Raw genomic sequence first — 23174 nt, forward strand, 5'->3', positions numbered from 1 at the left:
TAAATTTATCAATATTATAATCATCTTACCACAAAAAAGAGGCGTGCCGCTACGGCACGCCTCACATTAAAATGTAATTTTTACTCACAAGAGTTATAAGGCTATTCTATTAATAGTGTAAATCTTTTTCTGTTACACGATGACGGAATGTCCAATATACCCAAGATTGATATACCAAAATGATTGGCACAAATACGAATGCTACACAAGTCATCAAAGTCAACGTGTAAGTAGAGTTAGCTGCATTAGTAATAGTCAAGCTCCACTCAGGATTCAAAGAAGAAACCATAATGCGAGGGAACAAACCTGCAAAGTATGCAGCTGTTACAGAAATAACAGATAAACAGCTGAATAGGAAACCCCATTTTGTATTCCGAGTGCGTGCTGCGCCCCAAGAAATGAGGAAGAACACGATAGTTAATGCAAAGCAAACTACAGCTAATACAGAATTAAACAAATCTGTATATACGTAAGTTGCACCTACCAATACTAATGCACCGATAGCTGTAGGAACACCTACTACCAAAGAAGCAGCACGAGCGCGTTCAGAAATAGCGCCAGCTGTTTTAATAGAAGTAAATAAGCCACCATGGTATGTAAATACCAAAATGAACGCAATACCACAAAGTACTGTGTAAGGACTTAATAAATCAAAAAATGTACCAACATATGTCATACTTGCATCAATTGGAGTACCTTGAATCAAGTTACCTACTGTAACACCCCATAATAGTGCAGGAATCAAGGAGCCAAAGAAGATGCAGTAGTCGAATGTTTTACGCCATAACAAATTAGGGCTCTTAGAACGAAATTCAAAGGATACGCCACGAATAATAAGAGCTGCAAGCATCAAGAATAGAGCCAAGTAGAAGCCACTAAATAATGTAGCATACACGTGAGGGAAGGAGGCGAATAATGCCCCTCCGGCAGTAATCATCCAAACTTCATTACCATCCCACACAGGACCTAAGGCATTGATCATTTGTCGACGTTCAACGTCAGTTTTACCAATGAATGGTAATAAAATACCAGTACCATAGTCAAAACCTTCTAATAAGAAGAAGCCAGCGAATAGTACAGTAATTAAGATAAACCATACCACTTCAAGGTTATTAAAAATTAATTCCATAATCTCGCCTCCTCTTTTTCAACTACATCATGAGATGGGTTGCCATCCGGACCTTTTTTAATGTGTTCTACAGCAAGATAGATAGCCGCGATAGCAGCCACGATATACACAAGTGTAAAGCCGATGATTGTAGTCATAATTTCTGGAGCCGTTACGGATTTAGACGCACCATCTGCAGTCAATTGCAAACCATATACAAGCCATGGTTGACGACCTGCTTCCGCTACAAACCAACCAGTGGAGTGAGCGATAAATGGCAATGGCAACATCCAGAACATAATTTTTAAGAATGTGCGGTTTTCAACAAGTTTATCTTTTGCATTTAGGATAAGACCTACAAAGGCAACAAGTAACATAAGAGAACCGGATGCTACCATGACACGGAATGTCCAGAAGATTGCTGGAACATCTGGAATATAGTTGCCAGGGCCATATTGAGCCTCCGCTTTTGCTTGAAGGTCTTTGATACCTTCTACCTTACCAGACGTAAAGGAGTTTTGAGTCAAGAAGGATAAACCACCAGGAATTTCAAGAGCATTTGTATTCTTTTGTGCCTTAGTATCAATGTTAGCTACTAAAGAGAATGGTGCTGGATCTTGTGTTTCCCACAACGCTTCCATAGCAGCCATTTTCATAGGTTGTACTTTTGTGATGTACTGACCTTGGTGATGACCAGCTAATGCACCTAAAGTACCGAATACTAGAGCGATAACCATGCCCCATTTAGCAGAGCGACGGTAGAACTCTGTCGCATTATTGCGTAATAAGTGCCATGCACTGACTGCCATAATAATTACGCCAGCTGTTAATAAACCATTCAATACAATATGGAAAAATTGTCCAGGTACATAGCCATTTTGAACGATGATCAGGAAATTTTCCATCTCTGCACGGCCATTGCGTAATACAAAACCTACAGGATGTTGCATAAAAGAGTTTGCTACAAGAATCCAGAACGCAGATAGATTTGTACCTAATGCTACAAATGTAGCTACAAGGGCGTGAACACATTTATGTAAGCGATCCCAACCGAAAATCCAAACGCCCATGAATGTAGATTCCAAGAAAAATGCCATTAATGCTTCAAGAGCCAATGGAGCGCCGAAAATGTCACCCATAAAACGAGAATATTCTGCCCAGTTCATACCGAAATGGAATTCCTGAACAATACCAGTCACCACACCCATAGCAAAGTTAATTAGGAACAATTTGCCCCAGAACTTAGCCATTTTTTTGTATACTTCTTTACCAGTCGACACGTAGGTCCACTCTAAAGCAGCAACAATCACTGTCATACCTAGTGTGAACGGCACAAATAACCAGTGATAGATAGATGTTAGCGCGAATTGCAATCGGGCTAAATCTACAGCTTCAAACATGTGTTTTCCTCCTTAGAATAAAATACTAACATCACTTGACGAGCTTTTACAAAAAACCTTGCATCATTGCGACTGTAAAAAAGCTCAAGCCTCAGCGATAATCAACTGTTCTCGTTGGGCAAGGGTCTTAAAATTAACCGCTTCCAACTGATTGACCAATTGATGCTGAATCACGCCCATTGCTTCATTTATAGCGCAATGCCCCTTACAAGACTTAGAGCAAGAACCTACATCATATAAACAACGTTGTAAATACGCATCCCCTTCTACGGCTCTAATTACATCAAGCAACGAGATCTCTTGAGGGCTTCGATTCAGGGCAAACCCACCATCTACCCCTCTGAAAGATTTCATAATTCCTGCTGCAATGAGACTACGCATAATCTTGAGCAAAAAGCGTTCTGGAATCAACTCTTGCTCAGCCAATACAGCACCAGTTATCTTCGATCCCGAAGGTAGTAGCGCCATATGCAAGACCATGCGAAATGCATAATCCGTGGCCTGATTTAACTTCATAAAGTCTCCTTTCTCATGCACTCGGACAAACGTATTACTAAATCTAGTATAAATGAAATAAAACAATACTGCAATGGTATTGTTTTAAACAAAATAAATTAATTCACTTACTTCTCATGCTCATATTTTATGGATCAATTACCTACTTTTATATCCATCAAATATTGATTGTCATCATATATAAAAAGACTGCTCTCAAAAGAACAGTCTCCATATATATTATTTTGTAATTTCGCGCACCAAATGACCCATTTCAGGAATGATGAGTTTGCTCATCGCTAAGGTGACAGCCCCAACAGAGCCAGGAATAGAGAACATCAAAGTGTTATTCTTAACTCCAGCTTCCGCACGAGATGCCATTGCTTTTGTTCCAATATCCTCCGTATAGGATAAATATCTAAAAATTTCACCAAAACCTGGAATATGCTTTTCATATAAGCTATTTACAGCCTCGATGGTAACATCTCTCATAGCAATACCAGTTCCCCCTGTAGATATAATGACATCAATAGACTCATCATTACACCATGGTGTCATAGCATTTATTATAGCATCACAATCATCAATGACAATTTTGCGATCTGCTACAATATGATTTGCTTTTTCCAAAAATTCTTGAACCTTGTTGCCCCCCTTATCAGTTTCTAATGTACGAGTATCAGATACAGTTAACACTGCAACACGTAATGGTCTTGCTACAACTTCGTAAGACATAATTCCTCCTAAAATAAAGGCATAACAGACGCCAATATCGGCCATCCATTATCGCGTAATGTATCACGCAATGCCCAAGTATACTTAATAAACGGTGCACAATGTAGGCGCAACCAGAAAGATAAATACGGTGTATCTCCTTGGAATACAGCTAGTCGATTTAGAGCATATAAATTATCCCCTGGCTTTACTGTTCCTGGTTGGACTGTGAAAGCCATTTTATACCCCGACTGTTTAGTAACATATTGAACGAGCATATCATTAAAACCACCAGGATAGGCCAAGTAACTAATAGGTTCTCCTAAGATACCTTCCATAGATGTTTTACCACCGAGAATGGCATCAGGCAATTCCGTAGGATCCATATGAGTTAGTATCTTATGATGATTTGTATGCCCTTGAATGTCAAAACCAGCAGACTCCATTTGGTGCATTTGTGCAGTATTTACAAAACCAGGCGTATTGGCAGCGTCACTAATCATGAACAAAGTAGCTTTCATATTATATTCTTTTAATATAGGTAGTGCATGTTCATAATTATCCACATAACCATCATCAAATGTTATTACTATAGGCTTCTCTGGTAAATCCGAACCATTTTGTAAATAATCATACAACTGATTCAATGTAATCGTATTATACCCATGATTATGGAGGTATTCCATCTGCTCCTTAAACTGATCCACATGCAATGTTAAAGCGGAGTGTTTCTCATCATTTATTTGATGGTAATTAAGTACTGGTACACCATATAACTTGTAATCTGAAGACAGACCCCACATAACTCCAATAGAAACCGCTAAGATTGCAATACATATTGCAATACAATATAACAACTTTTTAATGCAGCTCTTGCCATATTTATACATATAAAATAATCACTCCCATCGACTTACATACACAATGAGAATACCATATTTTTAATAAAAGTATCAAGAAAATAGACGTATAAAAAAAGATCATTTTTTCTACAACTAAACTTAAATTCCTATCAATGCTCATTGTGGATTTACCTTCACTGCTCCGCAGTTCTGTACAGCTTACGTTCGGAAAAAGGTGATGTGTGGGCCCATACGTCGTTTAATCCTAATTACTTTTTCCTTGCCCTACTTGCTTCCTCACTGTGGATTTCCCTTCTCTGCTTCGCAGTTTGGTAAATCTTACGTTCGGAAGAAAGTGATGTGTGGGCCCCATACTTCGTTTAATCCTAATTACTTTTCCCTTGCCCTACTTGCTTCCTCACTGTGGATTTTCCTTCACTGCTTCGCAGTTCGGTAAATCTTACGTTCGGAAGAAAGTGATGCAGTGAATCTGTCGTCGTTTCACTCCTCCATCTTCTACTGCCCTACTTTTCCCACGCCATCTTATTAATAAATACACATAGACAATACTTCTACAACCTTGGCTGGAGACGGTTCTAGCAGGGTTAGCTAGTCGAAGATGAGCAAAAAGAAAAAGGCCTACCATTCGGTAGACCTTTTTCTTTTCGTTAATCAGCAGCTTCCTATCCTCCCAGGCCGTCTCCAGCCAAGTACTTTCGGCGTTTATGAGCTTAACTACTGTGTTCGAGATGGGAACAGGTGGATCCTCATAGCCATCGCTACTGAATCTGTCAGAGTTTGTACTCTGAAAACCACATAGAAGTATATATATTTGTTGCACATTCTGCTTAATGTTTTGTTGTATGTTGCGTCCCATACTCAAAGTACACGTCTGGAGGATTGCGTCGAAGCCTGTGGATTTCACATCGTGAAATCTTACGTTTCGACGTAAGCGACTCCACGCAACTTGTGCGTCGCGTTGCTCCTTCAAGTTGGTTACGCTGCTTAAGTAAAGCCCTCGATCGATTAGTACCAGTCAGCTCCAAACCTCACGGCTCTTCCACACCTGGCCTATCTACCATGTCGTCTACATGGGATCTTACTAGCTTTTGCTATGAGAAACCTCATCTCAAGGCTGGTTTCACGCTTAGATGCTTTCAGCGTTTATCCGTCCCGAACGTAGCTACCCAACTGTACCCTTGGCAGGATAATTGGTACACCAGCGGTTCGTCCACTCCGGTCCTCTCGTACTAGGAGCAGCCCCCTTCAAGTTTCTTACGCCCGCGATGGATAGGGACCGAACTGTCTCACGACGTTCTGAACCCAGCTCACGTACCACTTTAATCGGCGAACAGCCGAACCCTTGGGACCTACTTCAGCCCCAGGATGTGATGAGCCGACATCGAGGTGCCAAACCTCCCCGTCGATATGGACTCTTGGGAGAGATTAGCCTGTTATCCCCAGGGTAGCTTTTATCCGTTGAGCGATGGCCCTTCCACTCGGCACCACCGGATCACTAAGCCCGACTTTCGTCCCTGCTCGACCTGTCCGTCTCGCAGTCAAGCTCCCTTCTGCCTTTACACTCTTCGAGCGATTTCCGTCCGCTCTGAGGGAACCTTTGGGCGCCTCCGTTACTCTTTTGGAGGCGACCGCCCCAGTCAAACTGCCCGCCTAAGACTGTCCGGCCGGTCGTTACTCGGCCCGTTAGAAATCAATTAATGAAAGGGTGGTATCCCAACAGCGACTCCCCTAAAACTAGCGTCCTAGGTTCTACGTCTCCCACCTATCCTGTACATTCATTAACTAAGTTCAATCTTAGGTTGCAGTAAAGCTCCATGGGGTCTTTCTGTCCAGTCGCGGGTAACCTGCATCTTCACAGGTACTTCAATTTCACCGGGTCCCTCGTTGAGACAGTGCGCAAGTCGTTACACCTTTCGTGCGGGTCGGAACTTACCCGACAAGGAATTTCGCTACCTTAGGACCGTTATAGTTACGGCCGCCGTTTACTGGGGCTTCAATTCAGAGCTTCGACCGAAGTCTAACCCCTCCTCTTAACCTTCCAGCACCGGGCAGGTGTCAGCACCTATACATCAGCTTTCGCTTTAGCAGGCACCTGTGTTTGTGGTAAACAGTCGCTTGCGCCTCTCTTGTGCCACTCATTCATGCTCCAGGCGTTGCTGCGCTTCACACTACATGAGTCCTCCTTTTCCCGAAGTTACGGAGGCATTTTGCCGAGTTCCTTAACGAGGGTTTTCCCGCGCACCTTAGGATTCTCTCCCCGCCTACCTGTGTCGGTTTTGGTACGGGCGATGTGTCTCTACCTAGAAGCTTTTCTCGACAGTGTAGGATCAATCACTTCGCGACTATTGCTAGTCACTCGTCATCACATCTCAGCTTTTAGAGCTACGGATTTGCCTATAGCTCAACCTACCTGCTTAAACACGCTCTTCCAATCGCGTGCTGACCTACCTTACTGTGTCACTCCATCGATCAAACGATTCACACCGGTACAGGAATTTCAACCTGTTGTCCATCGCCTACGCTTTTCCGCCTCGGCTTAGGTCCCGACTTACCCTGAGACGACGATCGTTGCTCAGGAACCCTTAGGCTTTCGGTGAAATGGATTCTCACCATTCTTTTCGCTACTCATACCGACATTCTCACTTCTCATCAGTCCACAACTCCTTACGGTACTGCTTCAGCCCGATGAGAACGCTCCCCTACCCATATACATTGCTGCATATGACACGACTTCGGTTTTACACTTTAGCCCCGGACATTTTCGGCGCAGAGTCTCTCGACCAGTGAGCTATTACGCACTCTTTAAATGGTGGCTGCTTCTAAGCCAACATCCTGGTTGTTTTGGAAATTCCACATCCTTCGCCACTTAGTGTAACATTGGGGACCTTAGTCGGTGTTCTGGGCTGTTTCCCTCTTGACAATGGACCTTATCATTCACTGTCTGACTCCCGAGTATAAGTATAGCCATTCGTAGTTTGACTAGGTTCGGTAACCGGTATGGCCCCTAGCCCGATCAGTGCTCTACCGCCTATACTCTCTACCTCGAGGCTAGCCCTAAAGCTATTTCGGGGAGAACCAGCTATCTCCGTGTTCGATTGGCATTTCACCCCTATCCACAACTCATCCCAAAGCTTTTCAACGCTCACGAGTTCGGTCCTCCACACAATTTTACCTGTGCTTCAACCTGGCCATGGATAGATCACTACGGTTTCGGGTCTACTATTACTAACTGAACGCCCTGTTCAGACTCGCTTTCGCTGCGGCTCCATGTGTTCCACTTAACCTCGCTAGCAACAGTAACTCGTCGGTTCATTCTTCAATAGGCACGCCGTCGTCCTGATATATATACAGACTTCGACTGTTTGTAGACATACGGTTTCAGGTTCTCTTTCACTCCCCGCCAGGGGTTCTTTTCACCTTTCCCTCACGGTACTATGCGCTATCGGTCGATATCAGTATTTTGGCTTGGAGGGTGGTCCCCCCTGCTTCCCACAAGGTTTCACGTGTCTCGTGGTACTCTGGATACAGTCCCGTGTATGCAAGGTTTCGATTACAGGGCTTTCACCTTCTACGGCTGAGCTTTCCAGCTCGATTCTTCTACCTCATTTACACTTGATGACTGTCCTCAACCCCGGTGCGGTTGCCCGCTCCGGTTTGGCCTCTTTCCCGTTCGCTCGCCGCTACTAAGAAAATCTCGTTTGATTACTTTTCCTCTGGGTAATTAGATGTTTCAGTTCCCCAGGTGCCCTCCTCATAGTCTAAGCTATGGGTGACAGTGCATAACCACTGCCGGGTTCCCCCATTCGGAAATCTACGGGTCACAGGTTGCTTGCACCTCTCCGTAGCTTATCGCAGCTTACCGCGTCCTTCTTCGGCTGATATCGCCAAGGCATCCACCGTACGCCCTTAAAATCTTTACTTATTTTACGCCATAATTTGCGGCTAACTTCGTTGTGCTGCGTTCGGTTTGTCTTGCGTACATAAGTACGCGGCGACATCACCTCACTGGCACGCCTCGTTATCCATCAAATTCTGACGAAAATCTATTTTTAGATTTTATTGACATGCATTAGATACATTGTCGTTTTTTGTAGCCGTACATTTTCATGTACGTCACCATTAAGTCAGAGAATTATTTCCTATGTGCTCGGGTCAACCTACTTAGAAATTCTAAGAGATGACCTTACAAATATATAATAATTATCTTCTATGCAGTTTTCAAAGAACAAACAATTAGTATATCACAGACTCGCTGTCAAATACTAAATGGTGGAGACGAGGAGATTCGAACTCCTGACCCCCTGCTTGCAAGGCAGGTGCTCTCCCAACTGAGCTACGCCCCCATGTATTAAATGGTGGGCCTAGGTGGACTCGAACCACCGACCTCACGCTTATCAGGCGTGCGCTCTAACCAGCTGAGCTATAGGCCCATTTAATATAATGAGAAATTATTATCTTGTAGATAACAGATCTCTCAAAACCGAACAATGTTAGGTGCCAAAGTGTCGACCTAAGTGACATCCAAGCTTTTGGCTTGGTGTATGTCTCCCTAGAAAGGAGGTGATCCAGCCGCACCTTCCGATACGGCTACCTTGTTACGACTTCACCCCAATCATCGACTTTACCTTAGACGGCTGGCTCCCGAAGGTTACCCCACCGGCTTTGGGCACTTCCGACTTTCGTGGTGTGACGGGCGGTGTGTACAAGGCCCGGGAACGTATTCACCGCAGTATGCTGACCTGCGATTACTAGCGATTCCGACTTCACGTAGGCGAGTTGCAGCCTACGATCCGAACTGAGAGAGTGTTTCTCGGGTTTGCTCCATCTCGCGATCTCGCTTCCGTCTATTAACTCCCATTGTAGTACGTGTGTAGCCCAGGTCATAAGGGGCATGATGATTTGACGTCATCCCCGCCTTCCTCCGCATTGTCTGCGGCAGTCTCTCATGAGTCCCCACCCAAAGTGCTGGCAACATAAGATAGGGGTTGCGCTCGTTGCGGGACTTAACCCAACATCTCACGACACGAGCTGACGACAACCGTGCACCACCTGTTTTCTGGCTTCCGAAGAAGAGGAACTATCTCTAGTTCTGTCCATCAATGTCAAGACCTGGTAAGGTTCTTCGCGTTGCGTCGAATTAAACCACATACTCCACCGCTTGTGCGGGCCCCCGTCAATTCCTTTGAGTTTCAACCTTGCGGTCGTACTCCCCAGGCGGGGTACTTATTGCGTTAACTCCGGCACAGAAGGGGTCGATACCTCCTACACCTAGTACCCATCGTTTACGGCCAGGACTACCGGGGTATCTAATCCCGTTCGCTCCCCTGGCTTTCGCGCCTCAGCGTCAGTTTTCGTCCAGAAAGTCGCCTTCGCCACTGGTGTTCTTCCTAATATCTACGCATTTCACCGCTACACTAGGAATTCCACTTTCCTCTCCGATACTCTAGATTGGCAGTTTCCATCCCATCACGGGGTTAAGCCCCGAACTTTTAAGACAGACTGACCTATCCGCCTGCGCGCGCTTTACGCCCAATAATTCCGGACAACGCTTGCCACCTACGTATTACCGCGGCTGCTGGCACGTAGTTAGCCGTGGCTTTCTATTCCGGTACCGTCAATCCTTCTCACTATTCGCAAGAAGGCCTTTCGTCCCGATTAACAGAGCTTTACAACCCGAAGGCCGTCATCACTCACGCGGCGTTGCTCCGTCAGACTTTCGTCCATTGCGGAAGATTCCCCACTGCTGCCTCCCGTAGGAGTCTGGGCCGTGTCTCAGTCCCAATGTGGCCGTTCATCCTCTCAGACCGGCTACTGATCATCGCCTTGGTGGGCCGTTACCCCTCCAACTAGCTAATCAGACGCAATCCCCTCCTTCAGTGATAGCTTACATGTAGAGGCCACCTTTCATCTATCCTCGATGCCGAGATTAGATCGTATGCGGTATTAGCAGTCGTTTCCAACTGTTGTCCCCCTCTGAAGGGCAGGTTGATTACGCGTTACTCACCCGTTCGCCACTAAGATTGATAGAAGCAAGCTTCCATCGCTCTTCGTTCGACTTGCATGTGTTAAGCACGCCGCCAGCGTTCGTCCTGAGCCAGGATCAAACTCTCCAAGATACCTTGAAGCTATTTGAATAGCTCATTATTTGTTGTCGTTACATTGAAGTAACTTTGAATTATGGTTGGTTTTGACTATGTCAAAACCCGCACTCTGGCATATGTTCAATCATATGATTGATTACCTATCATTGTTCAGTTTTCAAAGATCTGTTACGTTAGTTCTACGCCCTAACGACTTGTATAGTATATCAATCTAACCTTAAATCGTCAACCTCTTTTCCAAAGATTTTTCAACCGATTTTTGATTAAATTTATACTCACAATCATAACCAAAATCTCTAAAAATAGAGATAGAAAACTCACAAACCGAAGTTTGTGAGTTTTAATTTGGTGACTCACCCGCGACTCGAACGCGGGACACCCTGATTAAAAGTCAGGTGCTCTGCCAACTGAGCTAGTGAGTCATGTTGGCAGGGGTGGCTGGGATCGAACCAGCGCATAACGGAGTCAAAGTCCGTTGCCTTACCACTTGGCGACACCCCTACAGTGATTACGATGTGTAGGTTATGGGGTGAGTAGTGGGGATCGAACCCACGCGTAACGGAGCCACAATCCGCCGTGTTAACCGCTTCACCATACCCACCACCTTGTAGGTATCGAAGACATTGTCTTCGTAACAAAGAGAATTATATCTTTTCTAGAGATTTGTGTCAACACCTTTTTCTCAATTTCATTAATTTTTACAAACGAAACTTTTAATTGTGTTATCTCTAATATAAGCCCTTTAATCCCCATATAAATAAGGAAGCACTATCGGAAACTTTCGTTTCACAAATGGTGCTTCCCCATTATACATATTATTTACTTAGTTGGCAAATAATTTTTTACAAAATTTGGCAATGCAAATGCAGCTTTTTGAATATCTGCATTATAATACTTAGTTTCAAAGTTTTGTTCACGGTTTGGAGTCCATGTTAGAGGATCAAATGTTTTGGAACCCAATGTAAAACAATGCATTCCTGCAGGATAGATTGGAATAAAAGCTGTATATAAGCGAGCAATTGGGAAATGGCTATTAACGTAACCAAAAACTTTTTCCACTAATGTTTGATGTAACATCGGAGATTCTGTTTGTTGTACAAACAAGCCATCAGCTTTCAAAGCTTTTAATGTATTCTTATAGAATTCTTCTGTAAATAAGCCTTCACCAGGACCGATTGGATCGGAACAATCCACGATAATTACATCATAGTAATCTTCTGCTTCTGCCATGAAACCAATACCATCACCAATTTTTACAGTCAATTTAGGGTGGTTTTCAATCATAGCTTTAGCAATAGTTGGTAGATATTGTTTTGCCAACTCTACAACCTTACCATCGATTTCAACCATTGTTACTTCTTTTACACAATCATGACGTACACATTCTCTAGCTACGCCACCATCACCACCACCGATAATCAAAACGCGCTCAGGATTAGGATGTAAGAACAAAGGGATATGGCTCATCATTTCATGATAGATAAACTCTTCACGCTCAGATGTTTGGAACACGCCATCTAAAGCGAGCATCATACCATACTCTTTTGATTTAAAAACTTCAATTTTCTGGAACTCAGATTCCCCAGAGTAAAGCACTTCTTCCGCTTCAGCGCTTAGACGTAAGTGAGGTGTTTGTTCCTCAGTAATCCATTGACTCATGTAGTACCTCCTACTATTTATACTACAATACGCATCGCAAATCACTGCGATGCGTATGTATATTACTTTAATTGCTCTATTACTTACTCTTTGCGACTAATGTAACAGAATCCACCACCTAAAATAGTGTCTTTCATCCAATTCGCCAAAGAGAAATCACGAATTTCACCTTCATCAAAGATGCCACAGCGGATATCATCGCCGTCCATAAACATCTTGTGAATCGGAACCCAATGCCAGGTATAGAGAGCCTTCTCTTTTCCTTTATGACGATTTAAAAATGCTACAGGCACATCCTGTGCCAATGCATCATGTATAAACTGAGCTGCAGCCTCCACCTCTACGCGTGATGCACAGAACGGAGATACATTCAACATATGTACATCATAAGATAGGCTTTTATCCTCGAGTAAGCGAGTAAGACCACGTTCCATCCATTGAGTTTTATAAACACCACCACCAAAACGTGGCTTTACATATTTCCAAACTAAGTTCATCCGTTCTAAAGCAAGCGTTTGGTCGGATGTGGTTTCTAGATCTAATAAGCCATCCCTAAATAGCGAATAGCCCAATACTTGTGATGCCGATGTAGGCCCACAACCAGACAAGCGTTGCCACTCATCAGTGAACCACTCTTGGTCATACCCATATGATGTTTTACCATTTACATCGATATATAGCCATTCTGGATGTTTAATAGATACTTCATTCATGAGATTAACCTTCGATTACTTCTACAGTTTCCATGATAGCACCTTGTTGGATACCATCAACTACATCCATACCTTCAATGACTTTACCAAATACAGTATGTACACCATCTAAATGAGGTTGTGGCTCATATACAATAAAGAACTGACTACCACCAGTATTAGGGCCACGGTGAGCCATAGATAAAGCACCGCGCTCATGTTTATGCGGATTGCCAACTAATTCATCTTTAATTGTATAGCCAGGACCACCTGTACCGTTGCCATTAGGACAACCACCTTGTGCTACGAAACCAGGAATTACACGGTGAAAACGAAGGCCATTGTAAAAGCCTTTGTTAATCAAGTCGATAAAGTTTTGTACTGTGCCAGGCGCTTCTTTTTCAAATAATTCAATTACGATATCGCCGCCGTCAGCCATATGGATTTTCGCTTTTTTCATTGTTCAGGTACCTCCAAAATTGTACGCAACACATGTGCTGCTAATATAAAACCTGCCACTGGTGGCACAAAACTACATGTCCCAGGACTTGTGGCATCACCACGGAACTGTGGTTTTGTCGGTTTTTCAGTAGAAAATAAAACTAATTGTTTTTTTATACCCCGTTTTTTGAGTTCCCGACGCATAACGCGTGCCAAAGGACATGTATGAGACTTATTGATATCTGCAATCATAAGTTTTTCTGGGTAAAAGCGATTACCTCCGCCCATACAAGAAATAACAGGGATGCTTTCACGTTGACAAACCTCAATGATATTAAGTTTCGCCGTTACCATATCGATGGCGTCAATAACATAATCAACGTTCAAGCTTTGAATAAATCCAGGATAGATTTCCTCAGTATACATAATATCATGGGTTTCTATCACCACATCAGGATTAATGGAAAGAGCTCGCGCCTTTGCCACCTCTACCTTACGTGCCCCAATCGTATCATGAGTCGTAATCATTTGGCGGTTCAAATTGCTAGGCGCTACGGAGTCACCATCAATAATGACGATGCGCCCCACACCAGCTCGCACTAACGCCTCAAGGGCACCACCACCTACGCCACCGACACCAAAGAGTGCAATAGACGTGTCCTTTAATGTTTGGATTTTATTGGGACCAACCAACCACTCTAAACGAGTTAACATATATTCCATTAATATTTCCCCGTCGGAATGATTTCGGTCCAATATCCATCTGGATCCGCTATGAAATAAATGCCCATATCAGCATTTTCATAAGCAACAACGCCCATTTCTTTATGCTTTTTAAGAGCCGCTTCATAGTCATCTACATAGAATGCTAAGTGGAATTCATTATCCCCTAAATTATAAGGGCGATCCCAGTCACGCAACCATGTAAGTTCTAATTCATGTGCTGTATAAGGACTTTTTAAATACACGAGAGTGAAAGCACCGCTTGGGTCTTCCAAACGACGAGACTCCTCGAGCAATAACGCCTCTTTATAGAATGCTAGACTTTTATCAAGGTCTTTAACATTTATATTATTATGAGCAAACGAAAACTTCATAGAACCCCCTTCGTAAATACAGGATGTTTTTGTAGGAATTCTCCTCTTTTTATAGTAACACATTTGGCAAATCTATATCTAGTTAATGATATCTAGTTAATAACAAATTTTGCCGTACTACCATCGTCACCGCGAATAACTTCTAAATGAGCAGGTATGCGCGATTTTAACTCAGGTACATGGGAAATCATACCGATAAGGCGCCCAGAAGATTGCAATTGTACCAATGTTTCCATAGCTAGTTCCAATGTATCTGGGTCAAGCGTGCCAAAGCCTTCATCGATGAACATCGTATCCATATGGATACCACCAGCATAGCTTTGAATAACATCCGCTAATCCCAAGGCAAGCGCCATAGAGGCCAAGAATGTTTCGCCACCCGACAAGGTATTTGCCGGTCTAGATTGCCCCGTGAAAGCATCCATAACTGCCAAATCAAGGCCTTGCTTGCCACGACCACCACCTGTATAGTCAGATCTTTCCAAGGAATATCTGTTGCGACTCATCTTCTGAAGTCGTAAATTGGCTGCATATACGACCTCATCTAAGATAGCCCCCAATACATAACGCTCAAAGGTAACATTTTTAAAGCCTTGCTCCCCACCATTAGCGAGATCATTTAATCGGCTTAAGAACTTCACCTTTTCCCGAGCCTCGCCCATAGCAGTTTCAAGTGTTTCTAATGAGGTGAGCGTAGTTTCGATATGCTTTGTTTCTTTATCCCATGCCGCAAGATTACCTACTAGTGTATCTCGATGCGCTACTGCTGTAGCATAGATTTCATCGGAAACAGTCTCACTTGGCTTAACCACAGTTTCTGCTACCTTTAACGCTGCATCATATACAGCTTGTGCTTTATTAAAGGCTTCATCCAAAGCATGCAGCTGTGTTCTATAGGTCTCTATCTCTTTAATATCACGTAAAGCCTCTACAAAATCATCCTCTCCTAAAGAAATGGCTTGTAATGACTTTGTATAGTTCTCATACATCAAATTAAGATTTTTTGTTTCTTCTTTTACTTGAGAGGACAAAGTTTCTAAGCGTCCGCGTTTGGCATTCAACTGTTCTCGAGCAGCATCTAAATTAGTTTTACCAACTTTCACCTGCTCATCGTAAACCGTAATCTCACTATCTAACGACTCTAGCTGTTTTTGCCACGCAGCTATATCCGTGGTTGGTAAAGTTTTAGATAGAGCATCAATGTTAGCCTGTACTGAGCTAATCCGAATCTCTAGATCGTGTAGATTTTTAAGTAATTCATTATGGGCAAGCTCTAAAGTTGCTAACTTATCTCTAGCTACTTTTAACTTATGCTCCTTGTCAGCTATAGTTTTACTTAACAATTCAGTCTCACCACGTAAAGCTGTGAGTTGATCCATTTTAGCCAACAAATCCTGTTGAACAGATGCAAAGTTTTTCTCAGAAAAACCGTCCATAGATAACTTTAGCGTAGAAACTTGTGCCTCTACTTGCTTAGTTAACTCATCAAGACGAGTAACTAAGGTTTTCTGTTGTCCCACTTCGCTAGCTTGCTTTTGTAGTGCTACGTCACGGGCTTTACGAGCCTCTTCAATTTCATCCTTAGTCGGATAAATCTCTGGCTTCGCCGCTAACTGTGGATGATCTGTAGAGCCACAGACCGGACAAGGCTCATTAGCTACAACTAGATGAACTAGCTCAAAGGCACGCCCTTCTTGCATTAGATGCTCTAATCGTTCAAGATGTACCTTTACAACCTGCACTGTTTCACCTAAAGACGCTAACGTTTGACCTTTATCATCGATTTCTTTTTGTACCTTACTAATTTCCTCTATTAATTCAGAATATCTATGTAAATCATTTAGTTGCCCTTGAATAACAGTAATATTCTCTAAGGATTTGTTATTATCTTGTAACTGTTTACGCAAACTTCCTAAGTCGTTTTCTAAAGTTTTTACAAGCTCCCGTTGTTTAGCTAAGGCATCTTCGCTTTTTTTACTATCTAATTCTTCTAAACTACTATGCAGTGTAGAGAATTTCTTTTTCAATACATCTAACTCGTCAAACTTCTCTGCTTGTTGTTGAAATTGAGCTAAGGTAGTTCTCTTAGCTTGTATACTTTCAGATTGACCTTCTAAGCCACTGTAAACCTCTAAACATTTAGCCTCATGTTGAGTTGCTAGTTCCACATGTTTTTTCGCATCTGAAAGGGCCTGTTCTAAAGTTTTTAATATAGCTTGTTTCTCAATATATTGTTTATATAATTCATGAGTTGGTGCCAAAGAGTTAAGGAACTGAACCTTTTCGCTTAGATTTACACGCTCAGTTTCCCTTGCTTTCATGAGTTCAAGTTTCGAAGTAGCCTCAGCAAGAGATTGTTGAGCCTGATTATATAACGACCATTGATTTCGGAGCACATTAAACTGTTCTACCACGGTTACTGCCTCATCTCGATCTATAGCAAGAGCTTCTCGATGTGGGCCCCGATTTGCTAGTAACTCACGCACATGCTCAATGGTTACCATTGGAGTTGCTCCATCATGAGGGATGGACTGTATGAAGGCAGTTTGCTTTGTTAGATTTTCTTCAATACCTGCCTTTGCTTCATCATAGGCAGTCTTGAGTGCTTCTTGTAATTTCCTATATAGTTCCGTTCTAAAGAGTGTATGTAGTAATTCCTCACGTTCACTCGTAGAGGCCACTAGTAACTTTCGGAATTCCCCTTGAGGTAATAGCACAACTTGTAAGAACTGATCCTTGCGAAAGCCTATAATTTGCTGAATGGTATCGCGAATGGCGGCAGCCGAGGTGGCAATAACCTTCCACTCACCATCTTTCTTTTCATATACAGTAGCGCTAGCATTCTGCTCACGCATCCCTGTACCACGTTTCTTTGCTACCATCTGTTTCGGTAACCGTTCAACACGATATTGTGCATCGCCAATAGCAAAGGAGAAATCAACACGAGTCATTCGATGAGGTTCTGCAAAGTCACTGCGAATAGCATCTATTTTACGTACTTCCCCACTCGGCTCACCATACAAGGCATACACCATGGCATCTAAGATTGATGTTTTCCCTGCCCCTGTAGGGCCAGCGATGAGAAACATGGAATGGTCTTGGAGCTCGTTAAAGTCCAATGTGACCGAATCACGATACGGACCAAAGGCTTCTATAGTTAATGATATAGGCTTCATTTAGTCCTCCTTAAGAATTCGGTCCCATACAGAGTTGATATATTGCTGTTCTTGCTCTGTTAAAGGTTCCTTCCACACAGTTTCTGCAAATTGATTAAATAGATCCCGTTCATTTAATTCTTTGAAAATTGCCTCACCCATATCTGCTATAGGCCCTGCCATGCGACCAACTAGATCAATGGTCATACAACGATGATATACCTGGCGCAGTTTAGCCATTCCATCCATAATCGGCATCGTATCAAGTAAACGAGCTTGCACATAATCATCCCTATGTTTAGCCTGTAATACTTTATCATTTAACAGGTCTTCAAAATATCCTTCCAAAATGACTACATCTCGCTTCACCTCTACAGGAATTGTACTAATATCTACGGTCCCCTTTGTATCCATATCAATGATGGTGAAAGACTTCTTTTGCATATGTTCATCAAAGGAATACTTTAATGGAGAGCCACTATAGCGAATACAATCTGCACCCATTCGTTGAGACCCATGCAAATGTCCCAAGGCAGTATAGTGAAAATCTTTAAAGGCTTGAGGATTTACCTGTTCACTGCCACCTACAGACAAGGTACGCTCTGAGCCCCCTACTTCACCGCCCATAACAAAGGCATGGCTAATGGCGATACTGCGCATCCCCTTAGGCACTTGTTTATACAAGTAATTACTCCAAGCCTGATACATTTGGTCATAATTGTGCAGATTCAAAGCGCTTTCGCAATTTTGTTCATAACACGGTGTTACTATGTCAGCAATTTCAATATTGGCAGTTTCTGTATTAGTAGACTCTACATCAGCAAATAAAGCCTCCCCTATGCGCCGGGGTTCACTAAAAGGCATAGGACAAATTGCCACCTTGCCATCTGTCCCTTCAAATTCAAAAGGCTTCAACGCGTGATGAGGAGAGCCCCAAATATGGATACCCGATTGGCCCAACATAGAGCGCCCCACTTCAAGACGTTCTGCCCCATCGTGATTACCGCTCACCACAAAGAGAGGCACCTTGTAGTCCATAGCTAGACGAGTGATGATGGAGTCCCACAATTCGATAGCTTCAATGGGTGGCACCGCTCTATCAAAAATATCCCCTGCAAGCAATATGCCATCGATGTTTTCATCTTTCAAAATATTAAAAAACTGATGTTCCAACACATGAGCTTGGTCCCCTGTTAAGTACTGGCCATAAAAAATACGCCCTAAATGCCAATCGGCAGTATGTAAAAAACGCATTTTGTCCCCCTTTCCAGTTCTCCCTATACCTTACACAATGTATGTATTCAAATGCCAAAACGATCTCTTAGTCCCATAAGTTTATGGAAATTCAATAACTTTATATAACTTTATATAGCTTTATATAGCTTTAATAGCTTTAACAGCTTTAATAGTTTTAATAACTTTATGAGTTTGCAATAACTAGTATAGCATCAGGTATTCTACATATTTATTATATAACTAAATTAACATCTGTATTTTAATTATTTATTTTCTACGATAGAGCGTAGCATAGCAATTTCCTTTGCGTAACCGTCCAATTCATTTGGTGTTTCCAAGTAGAATGGCAAGTTCGTCAATTTAGGATGTGTTACAACGCGAGCAATAGCATCGATACCAATATGTCCTTCCCCAATTTTTTCATGACGATCTTTATGGGCCCCCATAGGATTTTTAGAGTCATTCAAATGAATGGCTTTCAAACGATCAAGACCTACAATTCGATCGAACTCGTCAATAACGCCATCGAGATTATTTACGATATCATAACCCCCTTCGTGAATATGGCAAGTATCAACGCACACACCCATGTACTCTTTTAGTTTTACGCCATCGATGATGCGTGCAATTTCTTCAAAACGAGAGCCAATTTCTGTACCCTTACCAGCCATTACTTCCAAGAGGACTGTTGTCTTCATACCTGGAAATAAGATTTCATTCAAACACTCTACAATGTATTCAATACCTTGATCTACGCCTTGCTTCACATGGCTACCAGGGTGAAAGTTATACATTTGACCTGGCAAATATTCCATACGCTCTAAATCTTCCATCATAGATTGCTTCGCAAAAGCGCGTAAATCCTCTTTGGCGGCACATGGGTTATAAGTATACGGTGCATGGGCCAACAAGGTACCAAAGTTGTGTTCTTTCATATATACACTAAGGTTATTCATATCCTCAACATCGAGAGCTCGCATGCTACCACCGCGAGGGTTGCGCGTAAAGTATTGGAACGTATTTCCCCCAATTTTAGTCGCTTCCTTGCCCATATGTAAATAACCTTTGCTAATTGATAAGTGACTGCCTATTACAAACATAATACTCCTCTATATATGACTATACGATTTCTACAATTTTATAATTATAAAACGCCTAACTCTAATATCTATTGTATTATGCTTATAGCTATTTTTGTTACTATAGCTATTCTATAACACTAATAGATAAAGATATATGATAACTAATATAACCCCTGCCGTGAAGGAGCCCTTCAACAACAGGGGTTATCTATTAATGACTTTCTTTTTTTGCACACTCAGGGCAAACACCTTCAAAGGTAATATGTTGACCTGTGATTTGATATTCACTACCTTGATCAGCAATCGTTTTGATAGCTTTCAAATCAATGCCCATCATATCCTCTACCTTATTACAACGAATGCAACGGATATGGGAATGAGCTTGTGTGTCCCAGTCGTAATGAGCGCGCTCATCACCAACTTCTAGAATTTTAACAAGACCGATTTTTTCAAAAATCTCCATCGTCTTGTACACTGTAGCCAAGCTCATGCTTGGATGTTCTGGGCGCAACGTATGATACAACATCTCTGCTGTTGGATGATCATGATGACCACGCAAAGCATCATAAATCGCAATACGTTGTGGGGTTACTTTAAACCCCTGACTACGCAAAATTTGTGCGATATCCATAATAATCTACCTTTCTCCACTTGGAAATCTATAAGGCATAGGCCATTATCGACCGTTTACAAGAAATAATTATTATTTATTATATCAAAATTCTCAACACTTATCAAGATAAATAGTATTAACTATTAAGTAAATCATAACCACCCGTAGAACGGGTGGTTTGCCCTGACCCTATAAGGGTCTTTCTCTAGTGGTGGCCCTCTAAAGAGGGCATTGAATGATCTGACAACCACTCTATTACCACTGGCTGCCCCCTACTCGGGGGCTTTTATTTTGCCTATTTTACCGGCTCACCCGTAAACGGGTCGGTATATTCTTTAAAGTTTAATGTATCTTGTGCTATATCTTCTTGTAACTGATTGCGAATATACTCTTTTATCGCTCCTTCATATCTTCCCACCGTATCCACATAATATCCTCTACACCAAAAATGTCTATTTCCATACTTATATTTTAAATTTGCGTGTTTATCGAATATCATGAGGCTACTTTTGCTTTTTAAATATCCCATAAAACTTGATACGCTTAAATGTGGTGGAATTGTTACTAGCATATGTATATGATCCGGACAGCATTCTGCCTCGATAATTTCTACATTTTTTCTCTTACATAAATCTCTTAGAATTTTACCTACATCAGCTTTTATCCGACCATAAATTATTTGCCTTCTATACTTTGGAGCAAAAACAATATGATATTTACATCTCCATTTACTATGTGATAAGCTTTTTACGTCATTCATTGACATTGAACCTCCTATGTTGAAATGTTGTGGTTGCCAGACCAACTCCATTTTAGCACTAGGAGGTTCTTTCCTTTTCTCTAAGAAATTTTACTGACCCCCAGTTTAACTGGGGGTTTAGTCATGCCTATTCGGCGTACAATAAAAAATGTGGATTGCCCAGAAGCAATCCACATCCTATTAGTCTTTAAAGTAAGGCTTAAAACCTTCACTTTGATGGCGAGTTTTTTTCTCTCCACGCGGACGATCAGATTTACGATCATCTCTGCGACGGTCACCTTTACGGTCATTGCGACGATCACTTCTACGATCATCGCGACTGCGACGTGGGCGGTCATCTCGACGACGATCACCATCACGACGGCGACGATCACTACGACCACTTTCACGACGACGGCGTACACGCAATGGTTTTTCTTCTGTAATATTTACAGGAGTAGTATCTGGTTCTTTTGTTAACAATTTAAGAGCTGCCGCCAAAAGTGTTACGGAATCTGTATCATTCAACAATTCCTCAGCACTAGATTTGAAAGGCGCCAAGGCTTCTAGATTATCTGTCATTTCAACGAGGCTTTCAATTGCCAAACGTTGTTGACCTTCAAGAACTTCACCTAATGAAGGTGCACGACGACGTGCAATTTTACGTTTTGTTAAACGCTCGATAGCATGTAAATGCTCCATTTCACGAGGGATAACGAACGTGAAAGCTTGACCTGCTTTACCGGCACGACCTGTACGACCTACGCGGTGTGTGTAGCTTTCAGGATCTTGAGGCATATCATAATTATATACGTGAGATACGCCAGAAATATCAAGACCACGAGCTGCCACATCTGTAGCCACGAGAATATCAATGGTACCTTCGCGGAATTGGCGAATTACGCTGTCCCGTTTTTGTTGAGACAAATCGCCATGGATGCCTTCCGCCATGTAACCACGTTTCTTAAGACCTTCTGTCACTTCATCAACACGACGTTTCGTACGCGTGAAAATAATAGCAAGTTCAGGTGTTTGGATATCAAACAAACGACAAAGAACATCGAATTTTTGACGGTCTTGCACTTCGATATAGTATTGTTCGATCAAGTCCATCGTAACTTGAGTCGGTTTCATGCGAATCAATGTTGGCTCTGTCAAATATGTTTCAGCTAATTGTTGGATAGCTTTAGGCATCGTAGCAGAGAACAACAATGTTTGATGGTCTTCTGGGATAGCACCCAAGATTTTATTGATATCATCAACAAAGCCCATATTTAACATTTCGTCGGCTTCGTCCAATACCACAACTTTCACATGGTCAAATTTAATAGAACCACGATCCATATGATCCATCAATCGGCCAGGAGTGGCAACGATGATTTGAGGGTTCTTTTTCAAGGCACGGAACTGACGATTAATATCTTGACCACCGTAGATTGGTAGTGCTGTGATATTCGTGTACTGAGCCATTTTGTTAAGCTCTTCAGCTACTTGAATAGCTAATTCTCGTGTAGGGGATAAAATAACTACTTGAACGTGACGCTCATTCCCGTCTACGCGTTCCAATACAGGCAAGCCAAATGCTGCTGTCTTACCAGTACCTGTTTGAGCTTGACCGATCATGTCCTTACCGCTCATGGCAACTGGGATAGCTTCCTGTTGAATTGGCGTAGGCTCTTCAAAGCCCATATCGTTTAACGCTCTTAGAACAGGTTCGCTAATCATTAATTGTTCAAATTTTTCTAACATCTAAATGTGTTTCCTCCTATCGCGCACGAA

At 42.3% G+C, this 23174-nt stretch carries 16 protein-coding genes, 5 tRNA genes and 3 rRNA genes; all 24 read right to left on the bottom strand.

What is annotated here, in order from left to right:
- Positions 1 to 109: 109 nt before the first annotated feature.
- Entirely contained in the window at positions 110 to 1129 is a 1020-nt protein-coding gene (gene cydB, locus FNLLGLLA_RS07290; protein WP_174892354.1) for a cytochrome d ubiquinol oxidase subunit II, read from the bottom strand.
- On the bottom strand, positions 1120 to 2508 hold the full coding sequence (locus tag FNLLGLLA_RS07295) for a cytochrome ubiquinol oxidase subunit I (protein WP_004698499.1): 1389 nt from the start codon (positions 2506 to 2508) through the stop codon (positions 1120 to 1122). Before FNLLGLLA_RS07295 ends, cydB begins: the two co-directional genes overlap by 10 nt.
- A gap of 84 nt (positions 2509 to 2592) precedes the next feature.
- Positions 2593 to 3024 (bottom strand): RrF2 family transcriptional regulator, encoded by a 432-nt coding sequence (locus FNLLGLLA_RS07300; RefSeq protein ID WP_021147851.1) that lies wholly within the window; start codon positions 3022 to 3024, stop codon positions 2593 to 2595.
- 219 nt (positions 3025 to 3243) lie between these two features.
- The gene (locus FNLLGLLA_RS07305) at positions 3244 to 3738 is read right to left on the bottom strand and encodes a MogA/MoaB family molybdenum cofactor biosynthesis protein (protein ID WP_156696943.1); all 495 of its coding nucleotides are present in this window, start codon (positions 3736 to 3738) and stop codon (positions 3244 to 3246) included.
- Between the two features lie 8 nt (positions 3739 to 3746).
- The gene (locus FNLLGLLA_RS07310; protein WP_156696942.1) at positions 3747 to 4607 is read right to left on the bottom strand and encodes a polysaccharide deacetylase family protein; all 861 of its coding nucleotides are present in this window, start codon (positions 4605 to 4607) and stop codon (positions 3747 to 3749) included.
- A 622-nt stretch (positions 4608 to 5229) separates the two neighbouring features.
- Positions 5230 to 5346, bottom strand: a 5S ribosomal RNA gene (gene rrf / locus FNLLGLLA_RS07315).
- A 219-nt stretch (positions 5347 to 5565) separates the two neighbouring features.
- A 23S ribosomal RNA gene (locus tag FNLLGLLA_RS07320) occupies positions 5566 to 8500 on the bottom strand.
- A gap of 347 nt (positions 8501 to 8847) precedes the next feature.
- Positions 8848 to 8923: transfer RNA gene (locus FNLLGLLA_RS07325), tRNA-Ala, on the bottom strand.
- Positions 8924 to 8933: 10 nt separating this feature from the next.
- A tRNA-Ile gene (locus tag FNLLGLLA_RS07330) sits at positions 8934 to 9010 on the bottom strand.
- Positions 9011 to 9133: 123 nt separating this feature from the next.
- Positions 9134 to 10696: ribosomal RNA gene (locus FNLLGLLA_RS07335) — 16S ribosomal RNA — on the bottom strand.
- Together the 16S, 23S and 5S rRNA genes with 5 tRNA genes alongside form the textbook arrangement of a ribosomal RNA operon.
- A 331-nt stretch (positions 10697 to 11027) precedes the next feature.
- A tRNA-Lys gene (locus tag FNLLGLLA_RS07340) sits at positions 11028 to 11103 on the bottom strand.
- A gap of 4 nt (positions 11104 to 11107) precedes the next feature.
- Positions 11108 to 11182: transfer RNA gene (locus FNLLGLLA_RS07345), tRNA-Gln, on the bottom strand.
- A gap of 24 nt (positions 11183 to 11206) precedes the next feature.
- Positions 11207 to 11282: transfer RNA gene (locus FNLLGLLA_RS07350), tRNA-His, on the bottom strand.
- Between the two features lie 218 nt (positions 11283 to 11500).
- Positions 11501 to 12340, bottom strand: a complete 840-nt coding sequence (speE, locus tag FNLLGLLA_RS07355) for a polyamine aminopropyltransferase (RefSeq protein ID WP_008602651.1) — start codon at positions 12338 to 12340, stop codon at positions 11501 to 11503.
- Positions 12341 to 12423: 83 nt separating this feature from the next.
- Positions 12424 to 13053 carry a hypothetical protein gene (locus FNLLGLLA_RS07360; RefSeq protein WP_004695338.1) on the bottom strand — a complete coding sequence of 210 codons (630 nt, stop codon included), beginning with the start codon at positions 13051 to 13053 and terminating at the stop codon, positions 12424 to 12426.
- 4 nt (positions 13054 to 13057) lie between these two features.
- Positions 13058 to 13492 (bottom strand): peptidylprolyl isomerase, encoded by a 435-nt coding sequence (locus FNLLGLLA_RS07365; protein ID WP_004695336.1) that lies wholly within the window; start codon positions 13490 to 13492, stop codon positions 13058 to 13060.
- The gene (locus FNLLGLLA_RS07370) at positions 13489 to 14196 is read right to left on the bottom strand and encodes a tRNA threonylcarbamoyladenosine dehydratase (protein ID WP_060919884.1); all 708 of its coding nucleotides are present in this window, start codon (positions 14194 to 14196) and stop codon (positions 13489 to 13491) included. The genes FNLLGLLA_RS07365 and FNLLGLLA_RS07370 overlap by 4 nt, the downstream gene beginning before the upstream one ends.
- Positions 14196 to 14570, bottom strand: a complete 375-nt coding sequence (locus tag FNLLGLLA_RS07375) for a VOC family protein (protein WP_004696890.1) — start codon at positions 14568 to 14570, stop codon at positions 14196 to 14198. The genes FNLLGLLA_RS07370 and FNLLGLLA_RS07375 overlap by 1 nt, the downstream gene beginning before the upstream one ends.
- Before the next feature lie 92 nt (positions 14571 to 14662).
- A complete protein-coding gene (locus FNLLGLLA_RS07380) occupies positions 14663 to 17746 on the bottom strand; it encodes an AAA family ATPase (RefSeq protein WP_156696940.1) in 3084 nt (1027 codons plus the stop codon).
- Complete coding sequence (locus FNLLGLLA_RS07385) at positions 17747 to 18979, bottom strand: exonuclease SbcCD subunit D (protein WP_156696939.1); 1233 nt, start codon at positions 18977 to 18979, stop codon at positions 17747 to 17749.
- 245 nt (positions 18980 to 19224) lie between these two features.
- Entirely contained in the window at positions 19225 to 20061 is an 837-nt protein-coding gene (locus FNLLGLLA_RS07390; RefSeq protein ID WP_024061601.1) for a deoxyribonuclease IV, read from the bottom strand.
- Positions 20062 to 20254: 193 nt separating this feature from the next.
- Positions 20255 to 20674 carry a Fur family transcriptional regulator gene (locus FNLLGLLA_RS07395; protein WP_004695325.1) on the bottom strand — a complete coding sequence of 140 codons (420 nt, stop codon included), beginning with the start codon at positions 20672 to 20674 and terminating at the stop codon, positions 20255 to 20257.
- 277 nt (positions 20675 to 20951) lie between these two features.
- Entirely contained in the window at positions 20952 to 21416 is a 465-nt protein-coding gene (tnpA, locus tag FNLLGLLA_RS07400; protein WP_038125930.1) for an IS200/IS605 family transposase, read from the bottom strand.
- A gap of 180 nt (positions 21417 to 21596) precedes the next feature.
- Positions 21597 to 23144: a DEAD/DEAH box helicase gene (locus FNLLGLLA_RS07405; protein WP_024061602.1), complete on the bottom strand. Its 1548-nt coding sequence runs from the start codon at positions 23142 to 23144 to the stop codon at positions 21597 to 21599.
- Positions 23145 to 23174: the final 30 nt, after the last annotated feature.

Origin of the sequence: Veillonella parvula, assembly GCF_902810435.1 — a bacterium.
GTDB lineage: Bacteria > Bacillota > Negativicutes > Veillonellales > Veillonellaceae > Veillonella.

What these genes read in the sequence shown, in the direction of transcription:
- cydB (WP_174892354.1), bottom strand. Translation starts at nt 1,129, where the DNA reads ATGGAATTAATTTTTAATAACCTTGAAGTGGTATGGTTTATCTTAATT.
- FNLLGLLA_RS07295 (WP_004698499.1), bottom strand. Translation starts at nt 2,508, where the DNA reads ATGTTTGAAGCTGTAGATTTAGCCCGATTGCAATTCGCGCTAACATCT.
- FNLLGLLA_RS07300 (WP_021147851.1), bottom strand. Translation starts at nt 3,024, where the DNA reads ATGAAGTTAAATCAGGCCACGGATTATGCATTTCGCATGGTCTTGCAT.
- FNLLGLLA_RS07305 (WP_156696943.1), bottom strand. Translation starts at nt 3,738, where the DNA reads ATGTCTTACGAAGTTGTAGCAAGACCATTACGTGTTGCAGTGTTAACT.
- FNLLGLLA_RS07310 (WP_156696942.1), bottom strand. Translation starts at nt 4,607, where the DNA reads ATGTATAAATATGGCAAGAGCTGCATTAAAAAGTTGTTATATTGTATT.
- speE (WP_008602651.1), bottom strand. Translation starts at nt 12,340, where the DNA reads ATGAGTCAATGGATTACTGAGGAACAAACACCTCACTTACGTCTAAGC.
- FNLLGLLA_RS07360 (WP_004695338.1), bottom strand. Translation starts at nt 13,053, where the DNA reads ATGAATGAAGTATCTATTAAACATCCAGAATGGCTATATATCGATGTA.
- FNLLGLLA_RS07365 (WP_004695336.1), bottom strand. Translation starts at nt 13,492, where the DNA reads ATGAAAAAAGCGAAAATCCATATGGCTGACGGCGGCGATATCGTAATT.
- FNLLGLLA_RS07370 (WP_060919884.1), bottom strand. Translation starts at nt 14,196, where the DNA reads ATGGAATATATGTTAACTCGTTTAGAGTGGTTGGTTGGTCCCAATAAA.
- FNLLGLLA_RS07375 (WP_004696890.1), bottom strand. Translation starts at nt 14,570, where the DNA reads ATGAAGTTTTCGTTTGCTCATAATAATATAAATGTTAAAGACCTTGAT.
- FNLLGLLA_RS07380 (WP_156696940.1), bottom strand. Translation starts at nt 17,746, where the DNA reads ATGAAGCCTATATCATTAACTATAGAAGCCTTTGGTCCGTATCGTGAT.
- FNLLGLLA_RS07385 (WP_156696939.1), bottom strand. Translation starts at nt 18,979, where the DNA reads ATGCGTTTTTTACATACTGCCGATTGGCATTTAGGGCGTATTTTTTAT.
- FNLLGLLA_RS07390 (WP_024061601.1), bottom strand. Translation starts at nt 20,061, where the DNA reads ATGTTTGTAATAGGCAGTCACTTATCAATTAGCAAAGGTTATTTACAT.
- FNLLGLLA_RS07395 (WP_004695325.1), bottom strand. Translation starts at nt 20,674, where the DNA reads ATGGATATCGCACAAATTTTGCGTAGTCAGGGGTTTAAAGTAACCCCA.
- tnpA (WP_038125930.1), bottom strand. Translation starts at nt 21,416, where the DNA reads ATGAATGACGTAAAAAGCTTATCACATAGTAAATGGAGATGTAAATAT.
- FNLLGLLA_RS07405 (WP_024061602.1), bottom strand. Translation starts at nt 23,144, where the DNA reads ATGTTAGAAAAATTTGAACAATTAATGATTAGCGAACCTGTTCTAAGA.